This is a genomic window from Pseudomonas sp. UBA5666 (genome assembly GCF_002420785.1).
In the GTDB taxonomy this organism is placed as follows: Bacteria; Pseudomonadota; Gammaproteobacteria; order Pseudomonadales; family Pseudomonadaceae; genus Aquipseudomonas; species Aquipseudomonas fulva.
Genome location: NZ_DIIQ01000007.1, coordinates 21,486 through 39,781, shown reverse-complemented (window position 1 = coordinate 39,781; position 18,296 = coordinate 21,486). Strand labels below are relative to the sequence as shown.

Annotated in this window: 18 protein-coding genes; 12 read left to right on the top strand and 6 right to left on the bottom strand. The window is 62.1% G+C overall.

The window, feature by feature from the left end; genetic code table 11:
• Nucleotides 1-69 precede the first annotated feature (69 nt).
• The 4 genes from B2Y33_RS05120 (at nt 70) to B2Y33_RS05105 (ending at nt 4,714) form a co-directional block, all read left to right on the top strand.
• Nucleotides 70-705, top strand: coding sequence for an RluA family pseudouridine synthase (locus B2Y33_RS05120; RefSeq protein WP_027915793.1), 636 nt, complete (start codon nt 70-72; stop codon nt 703-705).
• Between the two features lie 211 nt (nt 706-916).
• Nucleotides 917-2,206, top strand: a complete 1,290-nt coding sequence (locus B2Y33_RS05115; protein ID WP_027915792.1) for a M18 family aminopeptidase — start codon at nt 917-919, stop codon at nt 2,204-2,206.
• Between the two features lie 142 nt (nt 2,207-2,348).
• Nucleotides 2,349-2,516 carry a hypothetical protein gene (locus tag B2Y33_RS05110; protein WP_165919273.1) on the top strand — a complete coding sequence of 56 codons (168 nt, stop codon included), beginning with the start codon at nt 2,349-2,351 and terminating at the stop codon, nt 2,514-2,516.
• Between the two features lie 44 nt (nt 2,517-2,560).
• Complete coding sequence (locus B2Y33_RS05105) at nt 2,561-4,714, top strand: mechanosensitive ion channel family protein (RefSeq protein WP_027915791.1); 2,154 nt, start codon at nt 2,561-2,563, stop codon at nt 4,712-4,714.
• Between the two features lie 53 nt (nt 4,715-4,767).
• Here B2Y33_RS05105 and B2Y33_RS05100 read toward each other — a convergent pair whose 3' ends face one another.
• The gene (locus B2Y33_RS05100; protein ID WP_049695575.1) at nt 4,768-5,481 is read right to left on the bottom strand and encodes a UTRA domain-containing protein; all 714 of its coding nucleotides are present in this window, start codon (nt 5,479-5,481) and stop codon (nt 4,768-4,770) included.
• 325 nt (nt 5,482-5,806) lie between these two features.
• Here B2Y33_RS05100 and B2Y33_RS05095 point away from each other — a divergent pair, with 325 nt between their 5' ends.
• From B2Y33_RS05095 to B2Y33_RS05070, 6 genes are all read left to right on the top strand, one after another.
• Entirely contained in the window at nt 5,807-6,868 is a 1,062-nt protein-coding gene (locus tag B2Y33_RS05095) for an ABC transporter substrate-binding protein (protein ID WP_028686849.1), read from the top strand.
• 150 nt (nt 6,869-7,018) lie between these two features.
• Complete coding sequence (locus tag B2Y33_RS05090; RefSeq protein WP_027915788.1) at nt 7,019-7,825, top strand: alkaline phosphatase family protein; 807 nt, start codon at nt 7,019-7,021, stop codon at nt 7,823-7,825.
• Nucleotides 7,822-8,661: an ABC transporter permease gene (locus B2Y33_RS05085; protein ID WP_181074341.1), complete on the top strand. Its 840-nt coding sequence runs from the start codon at nt 7,822-7,824 to the stop codon at nt 8,659-8,661. Before B2Y33_RS05090 ends, B2Y33_RS05085 begins: the two co-directional genes overlap by 4 nt.
• Nucleotides 8,651-9,445, top strand: coding sequence for an ABC transporter permease (locus B2Y33_RS05080; RefSeq protein ID WP_027915786.1), 795 nt, complete (start codon nt 8,651-8,653; stop codon nt 9,443-9,445). The genes B2Y33_RS05085 and B2Y33_RS05080 overlap by 11 nt, the downstream gene beginning before the upstream one ends.
• 1 nt (nt 9,446) lies before the next feature.
• Complete coding sequence (locus tag B2Y33_RS05075) at nt 9,447-10,436, top strand: ABC transporter ATP-binding protein (protein ID WP_027915785.1); 990 nt, start codon at nt 9,447-9,449, stop codon at nt 10,434-10,436.
• Between the two features lie 12 nt (nt 10,437-10,448).
• The gene (locus B2Y33_RS05070) at nt 10,449-11,102 is read left to right on the top strand and encodes an HAD family hydrolase (RefSeq protein WP_206406056.1); all 654 of its coding nucleotides are present in this window, start codon (nt 10,449-10,451) and stop codon (nt 11,100-11,102) included.
• Between the two features lie 122 nt (nt 11,103-11,224).
• Here B2Y33_RS05070 and B2Y33_RS05065 read toward each other — a convergent pair whose 3' ends face one another.
• Nucleotides 11,225-12,187, bottom strand: a complete 963-nt coding sequence (locus B2Y33_RS05065; RefSeq protein WP_027915783.1) for an NAD(P)H-quinone oxidoreductase — start codon at nt 12,185-12,187, stop codon at nt 11,225-11,227.
• Between the two features lie 143 nt (nt 12,188-12,330).
• Between B2Y33_RS05065 and B2Y33_RS05060 the strand changes: the two genes are divergently transcribed.
• On the top strand, nt 12,331-14,412 hold the full coding sequence (locus B2Y33_RS05060) for a carboxy terminal-processing peptidase (protein WP_168199520.1): 2,082 nt from the start codon (nt 12,331-12,333) through the stop codon (nt 14,410-14,412).
• Nucleotides 14,413-14,561: 149 nt separating this feature from the next.
• On the opposite strand, the gene B2Y33_RS05055 is transcribed toward B2Y33_RS05060, so the two are convergent.
• The 4 genes from B2Y33_RS05055 to B2Y33_RS05040 form a co-directional block, all read right to left on the bottom strand.
• Nucleotides 14,562-14,930: a hypothetical protein gene (locus tag B2Y33_RS05055; protein WP_027915781.1), complete on the bottom strand. Its 369-nt coding sequence runs from the start codon at nt 14,928-14,930 to the stop codon at nt 14,562-14,564.
• Nucleotides 14,927-15,268, bottom strand: coding sequence for a helix-turn-helix domain-containing protein (locus B2Y33_RS05050; protein ID WP_206406055.1), 342 nt, complete (start codon nt 15,266-15,268; stop codon nt 14,927-14,929). Before B2Y33_RS05050 ends, B2Y33_RS05055 begins: the two co-directional genes overlap by 4 nt.
• Nucleotides 15,269-15,394: 126 nt before the next feature.
• Entirely contained in the window at nt 15,395-15,835 is a 441-nt protein-coding gene (locus B2Y33_RS05045) for a YkvA family protein (RefSeq protein WP_027915779.1), read from the bottom strand.
• 490 nt (nt 15,836-16,325) lie between these two features.
• Nucleotides 16,326-17,090 carry an FKBP-type peptidyl-prolyl cis-trans isomerase gene (locus B2Y33_RS05040; protein ID WP_027915778.1) on the bottom strand — a complete coding sequence of 255 codons (765 nt, stop codon included), beginning with the start codon at nt 17,088-17,090 and terminating at the stop codon, nt 16,326-16,328.
• A gap of 324 nt (nt 17,091-17,414) precedes the next feature.
• Here B2Y33_RS05040 and map point away from each other — a divergent pair, with 324 nt between their 5' ends.
• Nucleotides 17,415-18,215, top strand: coding sequence for a type I methionyl aminopeptidase (gene map, locus B2Y33_RS05035; protein ID WP_027915777.1), 801 nt, complete (start codon nt 17,415-17,417; stop codon nt 18,213-18,215).
• Nucleotides 18,216-18,296 lie beyond the last annotated feature (81 nt).

Here is an 18,296-nt window from a genome sequence, read left to right as displayed (position 1 = left end):
AGCGGCCTTGCCGCGTATGGGTTGCAGCACAGCCCCGCTTTTTTCTCCCGATTCAACAGAGACCACGCAATGCCGCTGTCCACCCTCCAGATCCTTCACGAAGACGCCGCCATCCTGGTGATCAACAAGCCGACGCTGCTGCTGTCGGTCCCGGGCAGAGCTGACGACAACAAGGATTGCCTGATCACCCGCCTTCAGGAAAACGGCTATCCCGATGCGCTGATCGTGCATCGCCTGGACTGGGAAACCTCGGGCATCATCCTGCTGGCCCGCGATGCCGACAGCCACCGCGAGCTGTCGCGCCAGTTCCATGACCGGGAAACCGAAAAGGCCTACACCGCCCTGTGTTGGGGGCAGCCGGCCCTGGACAGCGGCAGCATCGACCTGCCACTGCGGTATGACCCACCCACCAAGCCACGCCACGTCGTGGATCATGAACAAGGCAAGCATGCGCTGACGTTCTGGCGGGTGGTGGAACGTTGCGGCGAGTATTGCCGTGTGGAGCTGACGCCGATCACAGGGCGCTCGCACCAACTGCGTGTGCACATGCTATCGATCGGCCACCCGCTGCTGGGTGATCGGCTGTATGCCAACCCCCAGGCCTTGGCCGCCCACGAGCGGCTGTGCCTGCATGCATCGATGCTCAGCTTTACCCACCCGGTGTCCGGTGAACGCCTCAGATTCGAGTGCCCGGCACCGTTTTGATGGGGTGTGCTGTGGCTAGCAGTCCACGAGCGCTGCTGGCCCTGCCCTGACGAGCTGTAATGCAGGCCGAAGCGCTGGGGCCGCAGTGCGGCCTGGAGCCTGCGCTATACCTTCGCAACAACTGTCGCCTGGCCAACCGCACAACCCACAGCCCGACACCGCTCGGCGACTCAATACGCTAAACTCGCGCCACTGCTGTCTGGAGTGAACTATGCGAGATGTACTCAATGCAGGCCTGATCGATTTTCTGAAGGCCTCCCCTACTCCCTTCCACGCTACTGCCAGCCTGGCCCTGCGCCTGGAGGCCGCTGGTTACCAGCGCCTGGACGAACGCGAGAGCTGGTCCGTCGTGTCGGGCGGGCGCTATTACGTCACCCGCAACGATTCCTCGATCATCGCGATCAAGATGGGCAGGCAGGCGCCGCTGCTCAACGGCATCCGCATGGTCGGCGCCCACACCGATAGCCCCTGCCTGCGGGTCAAGCCGCAGCCGGAACTGCAGCGCCAGGGCTTCTTGCAACTGGGCGTGGAAGTGTATGGCGGTGCCCTGCTGGCGCCGTGGTTCGACCGCGACCTGTCGCTGGCGGGGCGGGTCACCTACCGCCGTGACGGCAAGGTGGAAAGCCAGCTGATCGACTTCAAGTTGCCGATCGCCGTCATCCCCAACCTGGCCATCCACCTCAACCGTACCGCCAACGATGGCTGGCATATCAACCCGCAGACCGAACTGCCACCGATCCTGGCCCAGGTGGCCGGTGACGAGCGCATCGACTTTCGCGCCCTGCTGACCGAGCAACTGGCACGCGAGCACCAACTCAACGCCGACGTGGTGCTGGACTACGAGCTGAGTTTCTACGATACCCAGGACGCCGCGCAGATCGGGCTCAATGGCGACTTCATTGCCGGCGCCCGCCTGGACAACCTGCTGTCGTGCTATGCCGGGCTGCAGGCCCTGCTGGCCGCTGACAGCGATGAAACCTGCATCCTGGTGTGCAATGACCACGAGGAAGTCGGCAGCAGCTCGGCCTGCGGCGCCGACGGGCCGATGCTCGAGCAGACGTTGCAGCGCCTGTTGCCCGACGGTGACGCCTACGTGCGCACCATCCAGCGCTCGTTGATGGTCTCGGCCGACAATGCCCATGGCGTGCATCCGAACTACGCCGACAAGCACGACGGCAACCACGGCCCGAAACTCAACGCAGGGCCGGTGATCAAGGTGAACAACAACCAGCGCTACGCCACCAACAGCGAAACCGCCGGCTTCTTCCGCCACTTGTGCATGGCCGAAGAAGTACCGGTGCAGAGCTTCGTGGTACGCAGCGACATGGGCTGTGGCTCGACCATAGGGCCCATTGCGGCCAGTCACCTTGGCGTGCGGACGGTCGACATCGGGCTGCCGACCTTCGCCATGCACTCCATCCGCGAGCTGTGCGGCAGCCATGACCTGGCGCACTTGGTGAAGGTCCTGACAGCGTTCTACCGCAGCCACGACTTGCCGTGAGCCACGCGGGGCGCCGGGGTGCTACACACCCGGCGCCAACAGGCCGCGCTGCTGCACATGGCCGACGAGTCCGCTTCCAGCAGGCCAGGTCGGGGGTTAGCGACTATGCTAAAGGCATGTCTCACTGCAAAGGACTGTCGCCATGTCACCCTTCCTGGCCCTGCTGATTCCCGTCTGCGCATCGCTGTTGTTGCTGACCCTCGGGTTCGGCCTGCGCGAGCGCGATGTTGGCGTGCTGATGATGTGGGTGGGCACCCTGGGCATCTTCGGCCTGACCTGCTGGAAGATCCTGGAGAAACTGCCGTCATAAACCTCTACACTCGGGCAATCGTTTGACCTGAGGTAGATCTGCCCGTGCCTGCCCTTCTGCGTTACCTGTTTGTTGTGCTGTTGCTGTTCATAGGTTCTGCACACGCAGCAGGCCTGCCCGGCCTTCTGGGTTCCAGTGCCCCCGCCCAGCCCGAGGCTTCCGAGCCGCTGGGCAAATCTCTCGACGAGGTGATCAAGAGCCTGGAGAACGACCAGCAGCGTGCCAAACTCCTGGCCGACTTGAAAAAGCTGCGCGACGCTACGCAAAAGTCGCAACCGAGCGTTGAGCAAGGCGTGCTTGGCTTGATCGGTGGCGCCCTGCACGATTTCGAAAAGCAGTTCACCGGGGAAGCCAACCCGTTCCAGCGCTGGGGCATGGAAATCGACCAGGCCCAGGAAGAACTGGCGGCCTTGATGGTGCCTGTTCACCAATGGCCCGCGATCCTGTTCGGCTTTGCTGCGGTTATCGCGGTGTGGAGCGTACTGGCGTTCGCGTTCAACTGGGTGGGCCATCGGGTCCGCCTGCGATTCGGCCTGAGCGAAGAACTGCCCCAGCATCCTCGCACCTGGGACCTGGTCCGCTTCGCCCTGCGCAAGCTGGGCCCCTGGTTGGTCGCGCTGGTGTTCACGGTGTACCTGAGCTTCGTACTGCCCCCGTCGCTGGGTAAATCGCTGGCCATGGTGCTGGCGTATGCCCTGGTGGTCGGCACCTGCTTCTCGGCCATCTGCGTGATCGCGTTTTCCCTGCTGGACGGCCCGCACCGCCACCGGGCATTGCACATCCTGCGCCACCGTGCATTCCGGCCCTTGTGGCTGATCGGCAGCTTTGCCGCCTTCGGCGAGGCCATGAGCGACCCGCGCCTCACCGCTGCGCTGGGCATACACCTGGCCCATGGGGTGGCAACCCTGGCCAACGTCGTCGCCGCGGTGTGCACCGGCCTGTTCATCCTGCGTTTTCGCCGGCCGATTGCCCACCTGATTCGCAATCAACCCCTGTCGCGCCGGCTGACGCGACGAACCCTGAGCGACACCATCGAGATCCTGGGCAGTTTCTGGTTCATTCCGGCGCTGATTCTGGTGGCCATCTCGCTGTTCGCCACTTTCGTTTCGGCCGGTGATACCAGCACGGCGCTTCGCCAGTCACTGATGTGCACGGTGCTGGTGGTGGTGTGCATGGTGCTCAATGGCCTGGTGCGCCGCCACGCTGCCAACCCCAAGCGCGCCGGCAAGCGCCATGCGGTGTACGCCGAGCGGCTGCGCAACTTTGGCTACTTGTTGGTCCACCTGTTCATCTGGCTGGTGTTCATCGAACTGGGTCTTCGGGTATGGGGGCTGTCGATGATCAGCTTCGCCGAAGGCGATGGGCATGACATCAGCCTGCGCCTGATGGGCCTGGCAGGGACGCTGATTGTCGCGTGGCTGGTGTGGATCCTGGCGGACACGGCGGTACACCATGCGCTGGTCCGCTCGCGCCGCGGCATGGCCAACGCCCGGGCGCAGACCATGATGCCGTTGATCCGCAACGTGATGTTCGTGTTCATCTTCATCATCGCGGTGATCGTCGCCCTGGCCAACATGGGCATGAACGTGACGCCGCTGCTGGCCGGTGCCGGTGTCATCGGCCTGGCGATCGGCTTCGGCGCCCAGTCGCTGGTGGCCGACCTGATCACCGGGCTGTTCATCATCATCGAGGACTCCCTGGCCATCGACGACTACGTGGATGTCGGCGGCCACCTGGGTACGGTGGAAGGCCTGACCATCCGCACCGTGCGTCTGCGGGACATCGATGGCATAGTGCACACCATTCCTTTCAGCGAAATCAAGAGCATCAAGAACTACTCCCGCGAATTCGGCTATGCGATCTTCCGCGTGGCGATCCCCTACAACATGAACATCGACCAGGCGATCACACTGGTGCGCGAGGTCGGTCAGAAGCTGCGCAGCGATCCGCTGATGCGCCGCAACATCTGGTCGCCGCTGGAACTGCAAGGGGTGGAGAGCTTCGAGTCGGGTTCAGCGGTGTTGCGGGCACGCTTCAAGACGGCGCCGATCAAGCAGTGGGAAGTGTCGCGGGCCTTCAACCTGGCACTCAAGCGCCAGCTCGACGAAGCCGGGCTGGACTTGGCAACGCCCAGGTTGTCGGTGCAGGTGGTAACGGCCGGCGCAGGCGCCATGACACAAACCGAGCCGTCCGGTTGAAGCCGGTTGGCCATGGATCGCGTCCTCGCTGGCGCCCTCAAGAGGCCGCCCGGCTAGCCTGCCTGTGCCCTGATGCAGATGGCGTCATGGCGCCAGTATTCAAGGTCGCAGTCGATCAGTTGCCCCTGCTGGTCGCTGTTGACCCGGGTGATTTGCAGCCCAGGACTGCCTGCTGACACCTTCAACGCACCGGCCGCCTGCACGGGCAATGCGGTGGGCAGGATCTCGAAGCACACCTGCCCGTAGTGCAGACCGTACTGGCGCGCGTAGATTTCGGTCAATGACTGGGCCAGGTCGTGCTCGAGGATGGCCGGAAAGTAACGCGGGTTGAGGTAGTGCTCGGCGTACAGCACCGCCCTGCCGTCGATGCGCCTGAGCCTGCAGATGCGCACCACACTGGACAACGCCGGCAGTTGCAACCGCGCGCAAATGGCCGCCGACGCCGGCTGCAGCCGAGCCGACAGCAACTCGGTACTGGCGGCCCGCCCCTGCTCACGCACCATTGCATGAAAGTGGCTGCGCGCGATGAGGTCATAGCTCAAGCGTTCGGGGGCGACGAACCAGCCCCGCCGCTCCTCGCGATAGATCAACCCCCTTGCCTCCAACTGCACCAACGCTTCGCGCAGGGTGATGCGCGTGGTGGCGAAGAGTTCGCTGAGCCGGCGTTCGGCAGGCAGCTTGCCGCCAGGCGCCAAAAGGCCGTGTCCGATCTGCTCCTCAAGGGCGTTACAGATGGCTGTTACCGCGCGCGGTGGCATCGGCTGCATCAAAGGTTACCTATCTGGACTAGGCCAGCCCCACTACAGGGCACGGGGCACTGGATACAAGCCTAGGCAGGGCTGATGAACATCCCGTGACAAGACTGCCCGGCTGGTGCTGCCAGAAACGGGCCAGGCCTTGTGAAGCCCGGCTCGCAGGTGGTCTACGCTGTATTGCCAGAGGCCGCGATCAGGCAGCTGGACCTGGGGCTACATCAAATTGTCACGCTACCGGCCTACCTTGGCTCAAGGTTTGCTGACCTAGACCAAGGCTGCAGACAACGGCTTCATACACAACAGCGTTCGGTCGATGCACCCACCCAAGGAGCTACGGATGAAAAAGTTGTTCATGGCGTCACTGCTCGGTTCGGCAATCGCGTTCTGCACGTCGGCCATGGCCGCAGATGACCTCAAGGCACTGGAAGATGCCGCCCGCAAGGAAGGCATGGTCAACAGCGTGGGCATGCCCGACGCCTGGGCCAACTGGAAGGACACCTGGCAGGACCTGGCCAGCAAGTACGGGCTCAAGCACAGCGACACCGACATGAGTTCGGCGCAGGAAATCGCCAAGTTCGAGGCGGAGAAAGACAACGCCAGTGCCGACATCGGCGATGTGGGCGCAGCGTTCGGACCCATCGCCATCGCCAAGGGCGTAAGCCAGCCGTACAAGCCAAGCACCTGGGACCAGGTGCCAGAGTGGGCCAAGGACAAGGACGGCCATTGGGCGCTGGCCTACACCGGCACCATCGCGTTCATCATCAACAAGGACCTGGTCAAGGAGTCAGAGCGGCCCAAGACCTGGCACGACCTGGAGCGCGGCACGTACAAGGTGGCCATCGGTGATGTCGGCACCGCCGCCCAGGCCGCCAATGGTGTGCTGGCCGCCGCCATCGCCTACAAGGGCGATGAGAGCAACGTGGCCCCAGGCCTGCAACTGTTCACCAAGCTGGCCCAGCAAAAGCGCCTTTCTCTGGCTAACCCGACCATCCAGACCCTGGAAAAGGGCGAGGTGGAAGTGGGCGTGGTCTGGGACTTCAATGGCTTGAGCTACCGCGATCAGATCGACCCCAAGCGCTTCGAAGTGCTGATCCCATCGGACGGCTCGATCACCTCGGGCTACACCACCATCATCAACAAGTACGCAAAACACCCCAATGCCGCGAAGCTGACGCGTGAATACATCTTCAGCGATGCCGGGCAGATCAACCTGGCCAAGGGGCATGCACGCCCGATCCGCGCCGAGCACCTGAAGTTGCCGGAAGATGTGCAGGCCAAATTGCTGCCCAACGAGCAATATGCGCCTGCGCAGCCGATCAAGAACGCCGAGGTGTGGGAAGCGACCTCCAAGAAGCTGCCGCAGATGTGGCAGGAGCAGGTGATCATCGAGATGGAATGAGGCATGCAGACGGGCCTGCCAGCTGCCACGCTGGCCGTCCCGCCTGTATGGCAGCCCCAGCGAGCCGGCGTCGCGCCAGCAGTAACTCCCCGGCGCGGCGCCGCGCAATGCGAGCGCCCCCTTCCCCGATGGTTTTTTGCGGAGTCATCAATGAGCCACAACGTCATCCTGGTGCTGTTGGACGGGCTGAACTATCAGGTTGCCCACCACGCCATGGGCCACTTGCACGCCTATGTCGAGGCCGACCGCGCCGCGCTTTACCGCATGGAGTGCGAGTTGCCGTCGCTGTCCCGTCCGCTGTACGAGTGCATTCTCACGGGTGTGCCCCCTATCGACAGCGGCATCGTGCACAACAACGTCAACCGGCTTTCCAACCAGCGCAGCGTGTTCCACTACGCCCGCGAGGCCAACCTGGGCACGGCAGCGGCGGCCTATCACTGGATGAGCGAGCTCTACAACCGCTCCCCGTTCGACCCCCAGCGTGACCGGCATACCCACGCCCCCAAGTTGCCCATCCAGCACGGGTTGTTCTACTGGGACGATCGCTACCCCGATTCACACCTGCTGGCGGACGGCGAATACCTGCGCCGGCGCCATGCGCCCAACTTCCTGCTGGTGCACCCGATGAGCATCGACGATGTGGGCCACCACCATGGGCTGGACAGCAGCCAATACCGCAATGCTGCCCGCAGCGCGGACATCCTGCTGGCCGATTACCTGCCCAGGTGGCTCGACGAGGGCTATCAAGTGCTGGTGACCGCCGACCATGGCATGAACAACGATCGCTCGCACAACGGGCTGCTGGCCGAAGAGCGCGAAGTACCCCTGTTCGTGTTCGGCGCAGCCTTCAGCCTCGACCCATCGGCCAAGCCACTGCAGACCGACCTGTGCGGGACCATCTGTGAGTTGCTTGGCGCCGCTCACGACAAATCGGTCTGCCGGGAGTTGCTCAAATGAGCCAATCGCCTCGTGGCCGTAACCTGGCGTTGCTGTGCCTGGTGCCCTTCGCTGCCGTTTTCGTGATCTTCCAGATCGCCCCGCTGGCCTGGGTGGCGCTGAGCAGCCTGCAGTCGGAGGCGGGTTGGGGCATGGACAACTTCAGCAAGGTGTTCGCCTCCAAGTTCTACCTGCAAGCCCTGCAACGCAGCCTGGAGATCAGCTTCTGGTCCAGCCTGTTCGGCATCATCATCGCGACCCTGGGCGCCTATTCGCTGCGTCAGGTGGACTCGCGGCTGCGCGACTTCGTCAGTGCCTTTGCCAACATGACCAGCAATTTTGCCGGCGTGCCGCTGGCGTTCGCGTTCATCATCCTGCTCGGCTTCAACGGCGCATTGACCTTGTTGCTCAAGCAGATGGGCCTGCTGGAAGACTTCAGCATCTACTCCAAGAGCGGGCTGATCCTGGTGTACACCTATTTCCAGATCCCCTTGGGTGTCCTGCTGCTGTACCCGGCCTTCGACGCGCTGCGCGAAGACTGGCGCGAGTCGGCTGCGCTGCTGGGCGCCAATCACTGGCAGTTCTGGCGGCACATCGGGCTGCCGGTGCTGGCCCCGGCGCTGCTGGGCACCTTCGTCATCCTGCTGGCCAATGCCCTGGGCGCCTACGCCACGGTCTATGCCCTGACCACCGGTAACTTCAACGTACTGCCCATACGCATCGCGGGCCTGGTGGCCGGCGACATCAGCCTCGATCCGAACCTTGCCAGTGCCCTGGCAATGGTGCTGGTAGGGCTGATGACGGTGGTTACCGTGGTGCATCAATGGTTGTTGAAAAGGAGCTACCATGCGCGCTGACCCCAAAGGAGGCGGCTGGTACCACCGCGCCGTGGTCTACCTGCTGTTTCTGATTCTGCTGATGCCACTGGCCGGCACCCTGCTCTACTCCCTGGCCACCAGTTGGTCGGCCACCCTGCTTCCCAGCGGCCTGACCCTGAAGTGGTACGTGGCGTTGTGGAGCGAGCCGCGCTTTCTGGCGGCATTCGGCCAGTCGCTGCTGGTGTGCGTCGGCGCGCTGCTGCTGTCGGTCGTGCTGATCCTGCCACTGCTGTTCGTGGTGCACTATCACTTCCCCCGGCTCGACGCGTTGATGAATGTCCTGATCCTGCTGCCGTTTGCCGTACCACCTGTGGTGTCGTCGGTGGGGTTGCTGCAACTGTATGGCAGTGGGCCGATGGCCATGGTGGGGACACCGTGGATTCTGATCGGCTGCTACTTCACCATCGCCCTGCCCTTCATGTACCGGGCCATCACCAACAACCTGCAGGCCATCAATCTGCGCGACCTGATGGACGCGGCGCAGTTGCTGGGCGCCAGCACCTGGCAGGCGGCTTTGCTGGTGGTACTCCCCAACCTGCGCAAGGGCCTGATGGTGGCCCTGCTGCTGTCGTTCTCGTTCCTGTTCGGGGAGTTCGTGTTCGCCAACCTGCTGGTGGGCACGCGCTACGAGACCCTGCAGGTGTACCTCAACAACATGCGCAACAGCAGCGGCCACTTCAACAGTGCGCTGGTGATCTCCTATTTCGCCTTCGTGCTGATCCTGACGTGGGTCGCCAACCGCTTGAACAAGGACAAGACCTGACATGAGCTACGTCAGCGTACGCAACCTGCAAAAAAGCTACGCCGGTAGCCCGGTATTCAGCCAGATCGATTGCCAGATCGAACGGGGCGAGTTCATCACCCTGCTCGGCCCCTCAGGGTGCGGCAAGTCCACGCTGCTGCGCTGCATCGCCGGGCTCACGCCCGTTGACAGCGGGCAGATCCTGCTCGACGGCATCGACATCGTGCCGCAGAGCCCGCAGAAGCGCGGTATCGGCATGGTCTTCCAGAGCTACGCGCTGTTTCCCAACATGACGGTGGAGCAGAATGTCGCCTTCGGGCTGCGCATGCAGAAGGTCAGGGGTGATGAAAGCCAGGCACGGGTGCGCGAGGCATTGCAGCTGGTGGAATTGAATGACTTCGCCGCACGTTACCCTCACCAGTTGTCTGGCGGGCAATGCCAGCGCGTCGCCCTGGCCCGCTCCCTGGTCACCCGCCCCCGACTGCTGTTGCTGGACGAGCCGCTTTCGGCACTCGATGCGCGTATTCGCAAACACCTGCGTGAACAGATCCGCGCCATCCAGAGGGAACTGGGTTTGACCACGATCTTCGTTACCCATGACCAGGAAGAGGCCTTGACGCTGTCAGACCGCATCTTCCTGATGAATCAGGGCCGTATCGTGCAAAGCGGTGATGCAGAGACTCTCTACACGGCCCCGGTGGACCTGTTTGCCGCCGGTTTCATCGGCAATTACAACCTGCTGGACGCCGACAGTGCCAGCCGCCTGCTGCAGCGGCCTGTCACCGGGCGCCTGGCCATACGCCCAGAATCCATCACACTGGGTCTGCACGGCGAACTCGACGCCCAGGTGCGCAGTCACAGCCTGCTGGGCAACGTGATACGTTATCGGGTGCAGGTACGCGAGGTAGAGCTGGTGGTGGATGTGCTCAACCGCTCACCCGCCGACCTGCATGCCGACGGTCAGCGGGTCAGCGTGTCGATAGACCCCAGTGCGCTACGGGAAGTGGCTTAAGGAGATGCATGTATGGCGCTAGCCATTTTCGATCTGGACGAAACCCTGATTCACGGCGACTGCGCGTCACTGTGGAGCGAACACATGGCCCGGCTGGGGTGGGTGGATGGTGACACGTTCTTGCGCCGTGACCGCGCGCTCATGGAGGCCTACGGCAAAGGCGAGCTGGCGATGGAAGATTACATGGCGTTCAGCCTGGAGCCGATTGCCGGGCGGACCCTGGAAGAGGTCGCACACTTGGTCGAGCCGTGGGTGGAAGATGTCATCGAACCGATCATTTTAGGCGATGCCTGCCGCTGCATCGCCGAACATCGCAAGCGCGGGGACCGGGTGCTGATCATTTCGGCGTCAGGGGTACACCTGGTTGGACCGATTGCTGCACGCCTGGGCGTGGACGAATACCTGGCAATCGACTTGGAGGCCCGCAATGGCTTCTATACCGGGGCTACCCATGGCGTACTCACCTACCAGGAAGGCAAGATCACCCGCTTGATGGCCTGGCTGGACCAGGAGCAGGAAAACCTGGAGGGCGCGAGCTTCTATTCCGACTCGCGCAATGACCTGCCCTTGTTGCTGAAGGTGGATCACCCTTGTGCCGTGAACCCGGACCCTGTGTTGCGCGAGCATGCGCAAGCCCACGGTTGGCCGATCTTGAGCTGGCACTGAACCCGCGTTCGCTGTTCAGTGCCAAGGCTTGCCCTGCCCCCGTGGGCCTGCGTTCACGCAGGCCCGCAGGGACTATGAGGGCGCCATGAGGCCAGTACCCGAGCAGGCAAGCGGGCCCGACACTAGGCCAGGCTCGGGTCGATGATCATGACCAGCTTGCCGGACACCTGGTTGGTCTCGAGTTCGGCGTAGGCTGCCTGGGCGAACTCCACCGGGTAGGTATCAACCAACTGCGGTGACAACCGCCCCTCGGTAAACAGCGGCCAGACTTGCTGGTGCAAGTCACTCAACAGTTCGGCCTTGAACGCATCGTCACGGTTGCGCAAGGTCGAGCCCGTGATCTGCGCCCGCTTGCCCATGACCTGGGCCAAGTCCAGTTCGAACGTGCGTCCACCCATCACGCCGATGATCACCCAGCGCCCGTCGCGGGCCAGCAGCTTGAGGTTCAGCTCGCCATAGCTGGCGCCGACCGGGTCGAGAATCACATCGAATGGGCCGATGGCTTCCAGGTCATCGAGGTTCTGGTTGCGCACCACGCCACCTGCCGCGCCCAGGGCCTGGCAATACGCCAGTCGCTCGGCCGAGCCGACGCTGACCCAGACGCTGTTGCCGAACGCCTTGCACAGTTGAATGGCAGCCGACCCCACGCCGCTGGCACCGGCGTGCACCAGCACCTTCTCGCCGGCTTTGACGCCGCCCAGCTGGAAGATGTTCAGCCACGCCGTCGCGTAGACCTCCGGCAGGGCTGCCGCTTCATGCAGGCTAAGCCCTTCGGGCACAGGCAGCACGTGCCGCGCATCGACGATCACTTCCTCGGCCATGGCACCGCTGGCCAGCAGTGCGCACACCCTGTCGCCCACCCGCCAGGCTGCCCCGGCCCCCACTTCTGCGATCACGCCGGCACATTCCAGGCCCATGTAGGGGCTGGCGCCGGGCGGCGGCGGATAGAGCCCTTTCATCTGCAGCAAATCGGCACGGTTCAACCCCGCAGCCGCGACCCGGATGCGTACTTGTCCTGCGTCACACGCCGGACGTTCGGCTTCGACCCAGGTGACATGTCCGTCAACGCCTTGCAATGCCTTCACAGTGCCTCCATAGTTGAATCATATGACCGAGCCTGGGCCACCCGTGCCCAGGCTTTTTGCAGTATGCGCCCGGTTTTTATGGAACCGGCGAACGGAAAAGACGGCCTACTATGCGTGATCAATTGCCCCCACGTCGAATCAGCATGAAGCATTTCCTACCCAGCACCGCCCTGGCACTGATGATCGGCCTTGGCAGCCTTACGCTCGGCGGCAATGCGGCGGCCGCCAACAAATGGGACAGCCTGCAACCGGACCGCGACGAAATCGTCGCCAGCCTCAACGTGGTGGAGCTGCTCAAACGCCATCACTACAGCAAGCCGCCCTTGGATGACGCCCGTTCGGTCATCATCTACGACAGCTACATCAAGCTGTTGGACCCGGCGCGCAGCTATTTCACCGCCGCCGACATCGCCGAATTCGACAAGTGGAAGACGCAGTTCGACGACTTCCTCAAAAGCGGCAACCTCGACCCTGGCTTCACCATCTACAAGCGCTACCTGGACCGGGTCAAGCAGCGCCTGGACTTCGCCTTGGCCGAGCTCAACAAGGGCGTGGACAAGATCGACTTCACGGTCAACGAGACCTTGCTGATCGACCGCAAGGACGCGCCTTGGCTCAAGGACCAGGCTGCCCTGGACGACCTGTGGCGTAAACGCGTCAAGGACGAGGTGCTGCGCCAGAAGATTGCTGGCAAAGAGCCCAAGCAGATTCAGGAAACCCTGATCAAGCGCTACAAGAACCAGCTGGCACGCCTGGATCAGACCCGCGCCGAAGACATTTTCCAGGCGTACATCAATACGTTTGCCCAGTCCTACGACCCGCACACCAACTACCTGTCGCCGGACAACGCCGAAAACTTCGACATCAACATGAGCCTGTCGCTCGAAGGGATTGGCGCGGTGCTGCAAAGCGACAACGATCAGGTCAAGATCGTGCGCCTGGTACCGGCGGGGCCTGCGGCCAAGACCAAGCAGGTCGCACCGGCCGACAAGATCATAGGCGTTGCTCAGGGCAACAAGGAAATGGTCGACGTCGTCGGCTGGCGCCTGGACGAAGTGGTCAAGCTGATTCGCGGCCCCAAGGGCTCGGTGGTACGCCTGGAAATCATCCCGGCGAGTAACGCCCCCAGCGATCAGACCAGCAAGATCGTGTCGATCACGCGTGAAGCGGTCAAGCTCGAAGAGCAGGCGGCCAAGAAGTCGGTGCTCAAACTCAAGCAGGACGGGCGTGACTACAAACTCGGCATTATCGAGATCCCGGCGTTCTACCTGGACTTCAAGGCCTACCGCGCAGGTGATCCGGAGTACAAGAGCACCACGCGTGACGTGAAGAAGCTGCTGACCGAGCTGCAGAAAGAGAAAGTCGACGGCGTGGTCATCGACTTGCGCAACAATGGCGGTGGTTCGCTGCAGGAAGCGACCGAGCTGACCAGCCTGTTCATCGAAAAAGGCCCTACTGTGCTGGTGCGCAATAGCGATGGCCGTGTGGATGTGCTTGAAGATGAAAACCCAGGTGCCTTCTACAAGGGGCCGCTGGCCTTGCTAGTCAACCGCCTGTCCGCCTCGGCATCGGAGATTTTCGCTGGCGCCATGCAGGATTATCACCGCGCGTTGATCATTGGTGGCCAGACCTTCGGCAAGGGCACCGTGCAGACCATTCAGCCACTTAACCATGGCGAGCTCAAGCTGACCCTGGCTAAGTTCTACCGGGTTTCCGGGCAGAGCACCCAGCACCAGGGCGTATTGCCGGACATCGACTATCCGTCGATCATCGACACCAAGGAAATCGGCGAAAGCGCCCTGCCCGAGGCGATGCCATGGGACACCATCCGTCCTGTCGTCAAGCCTGCGGTAGACCCCTTCAAGCCTTACCTGGCCCAGCTCAAGGCTCAGCACCAGGCACGCAGCGACAAGGATGCCGAGTTCATCTACATCCGCGACCGTCTGGCATTGACCCAGAAACTGATGACCGAAAAGACCGTCAGCCTCAATGAGCAAGAGCGTCGGGCGCGTCACGATGAAGTCGAGGCCAAGCAACTGGCTCTGGAAAACATCCGTCGCAAGGCCAAGGGCGAGGAACCGCTCAAGGAGCTGAAGAAAGAAGATGAGGATGCACTGCCGGCCGAGGATGAAGACACCAAGCCGGAAGACGACGCCTACCTGTCGGAAACCGGGCGCATCCTGATCGATTACCTCAGCGCCAGCACCAAGGTGGCTAAGAAGTAAGCGGCAGACCCTGGGGAGGGACGATCCATTCGCCACCCTCCCCTGATGTGTAAAAAAAAAGCCGGGCTCATTGATGCCCGGCTTTCTTTTTGGGTCATTGGTAGGAGCGCCTGGAGAAGGGTTGGAGGGCTCAGCGTTGCTGGGTCTGATCAGGCGGGATCGGGATACGTGTATTCGAATACGCGTGCGACTTCAGAGGCATGCCAGGAAGCGGCCTCCATGCCATCGACAGGCCCTGTGAAGCGCCCTAACCGCTCGACGCACTCAAAGAAGCCTGTGCGCGGCAAGCGGCTGGCACCCTGGCTGATCACCAATGAACTGCGCAGGGGTTGTTCGGCACGCGCATCCAGCACTGCCAGGTACTCAAGCGCTGCGGTCAGTGTCTGCATGGCAGGACTTGGCAGTTGCAGGCGCTCGATGAGCGCTCGGTAGGTCAGCAAATGACGTTGCCGTCGGGCCAGATCCAGCTCGCCCAGCAGGTTGTCCCAGTGCTGGCGGCTGATCCTGACCTGACTCATGAAGCCTCGCTCCAGCCAGGCACACCCAAGTGCCAGGCCAGGGCACGGCGAATGGCGGCATCGGGCTCCCGCTCGCCCGACTCGATCATCGCCAGGTAAGCCGGGCTCACCCCCACATTGCGGGCCAGGTGCTCGGCGGCGATGCCTTTGTCCCGGCGTATGGCACCTACTTCGCTAAATGCGGGCAAAGCGGCATGTGAGTCGGCTTCTTCGACAGGTGACTGTACTGGGGTATTCGCTGGGGCCTGCCCTGCTGCCTTGAGCAGCGCCTGGTAGTCTTCCCACGGTACGACGGCATACTCGGGTTGACCGTCGCGGCTGATGACCTGAATATCCATTGCAAAAATCCCTTCGAGAGGACTACTGAAGGTAATCCATTGGCGTGTTTCATGTGCCAATTATATGACCAAGTTCAGGATCTTTGCAGTCGAGCGCTGTCAGGGTTCTACCGTGTCACTGACGCCTCAAGGGATTTCACGCTCCAGACGCAGGTCTTCGGGAGTGGCTGGAAGACGCTCAACTACCTGCAGCCGTTCTGGCGACTGGGTGTCCCGCCAGGCCTTGAAGCGCTCCAGTTCATCGGAAACGGTCTTGAGCACCCATCCCAGCACGGCGATGTCATCCAGAAAACCTACGCCCAGCAACCAGTCCGGGATGGCGTCGATGGGGCTTACGAAATAAAGCAGACCGGCAACGATCGTAATCAAGGCCTTGCGGTTGATCGCCCGGTACTCGCCTCGCCACCATGCCAGGCACAGGGCCTGCATCAACTTCACGTCTTCGCGCAGTTTGCCCAAGCGTGGCCCTTTGCGAGCCACCGCGAACAGCAGCGCCGGCAAGCGCCCACGGCTGAGCAGGCGCTCTGCCAGGGGCAGGAAGCGCGTGAAATTCCAAGGTGCCTTCATGGTGCCTCCAGACGGAAAAGGTTATCCACATTTATTGTGGATAACCTTGTGAACAGGGGGACATTTCCGAGCCCGCTGGCCCATAAACAGGGCACCGGACAAGATCGGGCATTTTTTACACAGCGGTTACAGAGCACTGCGCGGGCCCGCCCTAGGACAGTTATTTCAGACGCAGCTTACACCCAGCGCCTGTCCTTGTTCGGACCATGGGCGCCAGAGCAGGTTCGAACGGGATGCCCAAATGCGAACGTACTGTAAGGCAGCTCCGCCACAGGTTCAGCACGGCTCTGAATGTCATCAGATACCCGTGTAGGCGGAGTACGCTGTACCCGCGCAGTTACGGCCTTGCCGGGGCTGCGGATCGGCCGCGCAGCCTCCCCAGGATTTAGCTTTGCCGCAGATACTATTAGGGCCGCATAGCGGCCCCAATGGTATCAAGTGAACCGAACGCTCCGTGATGACAGCGCGCTCGTTTCAATCGAAACACGCCTTACTTGGCAGGTGCTTCAGCCGGTGCGTCGGCAGGCGCTTCGGCCTCAGGCTCACCACCTTGCAGCTGCGCTGGGTCCTTGATCGCGATCAGTTCCAGGTCGAACACCAGAACCGAATTGGCAGGGATCAACGGGCTCGGGCTCTGGGCGCCGTAGGCCAGGTCAGCAGGGATGAACAACTTGTACTTCTCGCCAACGTGCATCAATTGCAACGCTTCGACCCAACCTGGGATCACGCCGCTGACCGGCAGGTCGATCGGGCTGCCGCGCTCGACGGAGCTGTCGAAGACCTTGCCGTCGATCAACTTGCCTTCATAGTGAACGGTCACCACGTCGGTTGGCTTGGGCTGCGGGCCATCGGCCTTCTTGACAACTTCGTACTGCAGACCCGATGCGGTGGTCACCACGCCTTGCTTCTTGCCGTTTTCTTCAAGGAACTTCTTGCCCGCAGTGGCCGCCTCTTCGCTGGCCTTGGCCAGGCGTTCTTCGGAACGCTTCTGCAAGGCAGTGAAGGCTTCTACCAGTTCTTCGTCCTTCAGGCGCTGCTCTTTCTTGCCAACGGCGTCCTCGATACCCAGCGCTACCGCCTTGGAATCGAGGTCGTCCATGCCTTCCTGCGCCAGGCTCTTGCCCATGTTCAGGCCAATGCCGTAGGAAGCTTTCTGCGCAGGCGTCTTCAGTTCGGGGCTGCTGGCCTGCTGATCACAACCAGCCAGTACCAGGCCTACCAGGGCAACCGCAGCCGCCAAACGATGCTGTTTCATGCTAATTCCTTGTTCATGCGCCATAAGGGCAATCAGGGTAGAGGCCGCGAGCTTAGCAGGCGGCCCTCACCAATGGCTACCGGCATAGGAGCGGGTTTGAGTAAGTAAGTTCAGCAAGTGAATCGTTATTCATCAACCAGGTAACAGCTTCATGCCATGACCTGACAGATCCCCCGCGCCAGCGCTAAAGTCATACTTAAAACAGCAGGTACCGACAAAGAAATCATCCACGATCAAGTGACGCATCGGTGCTCGACGGTGGCATGTGGGTATGCCGTGGGTCTATGCTTTGAGGCATTCTAGCTGGAGTGATTATTCGCGTTTATGTCCAAGGTCATCATCAAATCCCCCGCCGAGCTCGACCTGATGCGCCGCGCAGGCCAACTGCTGGCACAGGTGTTCGCCGAACTCGACAGTTTCATCCGTCCAGGCATCACCACCCTGCAGATCAATGACCACGCAGAAGACTTCATCGTCCAGGCCCTTCGGGCAAGACCGGCCAGCAAAGGCCAGTACGGCTTTCCCTATGCGCTCAATACCTCGGTCGATCATGTGGTGTGCCATGGCATGCCTGACGCCGATGAAGTACTCAAAGAAGGTTCGATCGTCAACGTCGACATCACGCTGGAACAAGGCGGTTACATTGCTGACTCTTCTAAAATGTACGCCATCGGGCAGATCGATGATGAAGCCCGGCGCCTGATCGACACCACCTATGCGGCGCTGTGGAAAGGCATCGAGCAAGTACGACCTGGGGCCACCCTGGGTGACATTGGCCATGCCGTGCAGGCGCATGCCGAGGCCGCAGGCTACAGCGTGGTCCGAGAGTATTGTGGGCATGGCATTGGCCAGCAGATGCATGAAGCGCCAGAGGTGCTGCATGTCGGTCAGCGCGGCATGGGCATGAAGCTCAAGCCAGGCATGGTGTTCACCATCGAGCCCATGATCAACCAGGGCGGGCGCGGCACCCGCACGCTCAAGGATGGCTGGAGCGTGGTGACACGTGACGGCAGCCTGTCAGCGCAATGGGAGCACACGGTGGCCGTGACGGACGAAGGGTTCGAGGTACTGACCCTGCGGGCCGAGGAGCGCCCAGGCCTCAATGGCCAGGCGGCCCGGGCCTGAAAGGCGACTATAAAACTGAAATGCAGGCATAAAAAAAGCGACCCTAGGGTCGCTTTCTTATTGCTTCAGGGTGTTCAGTGG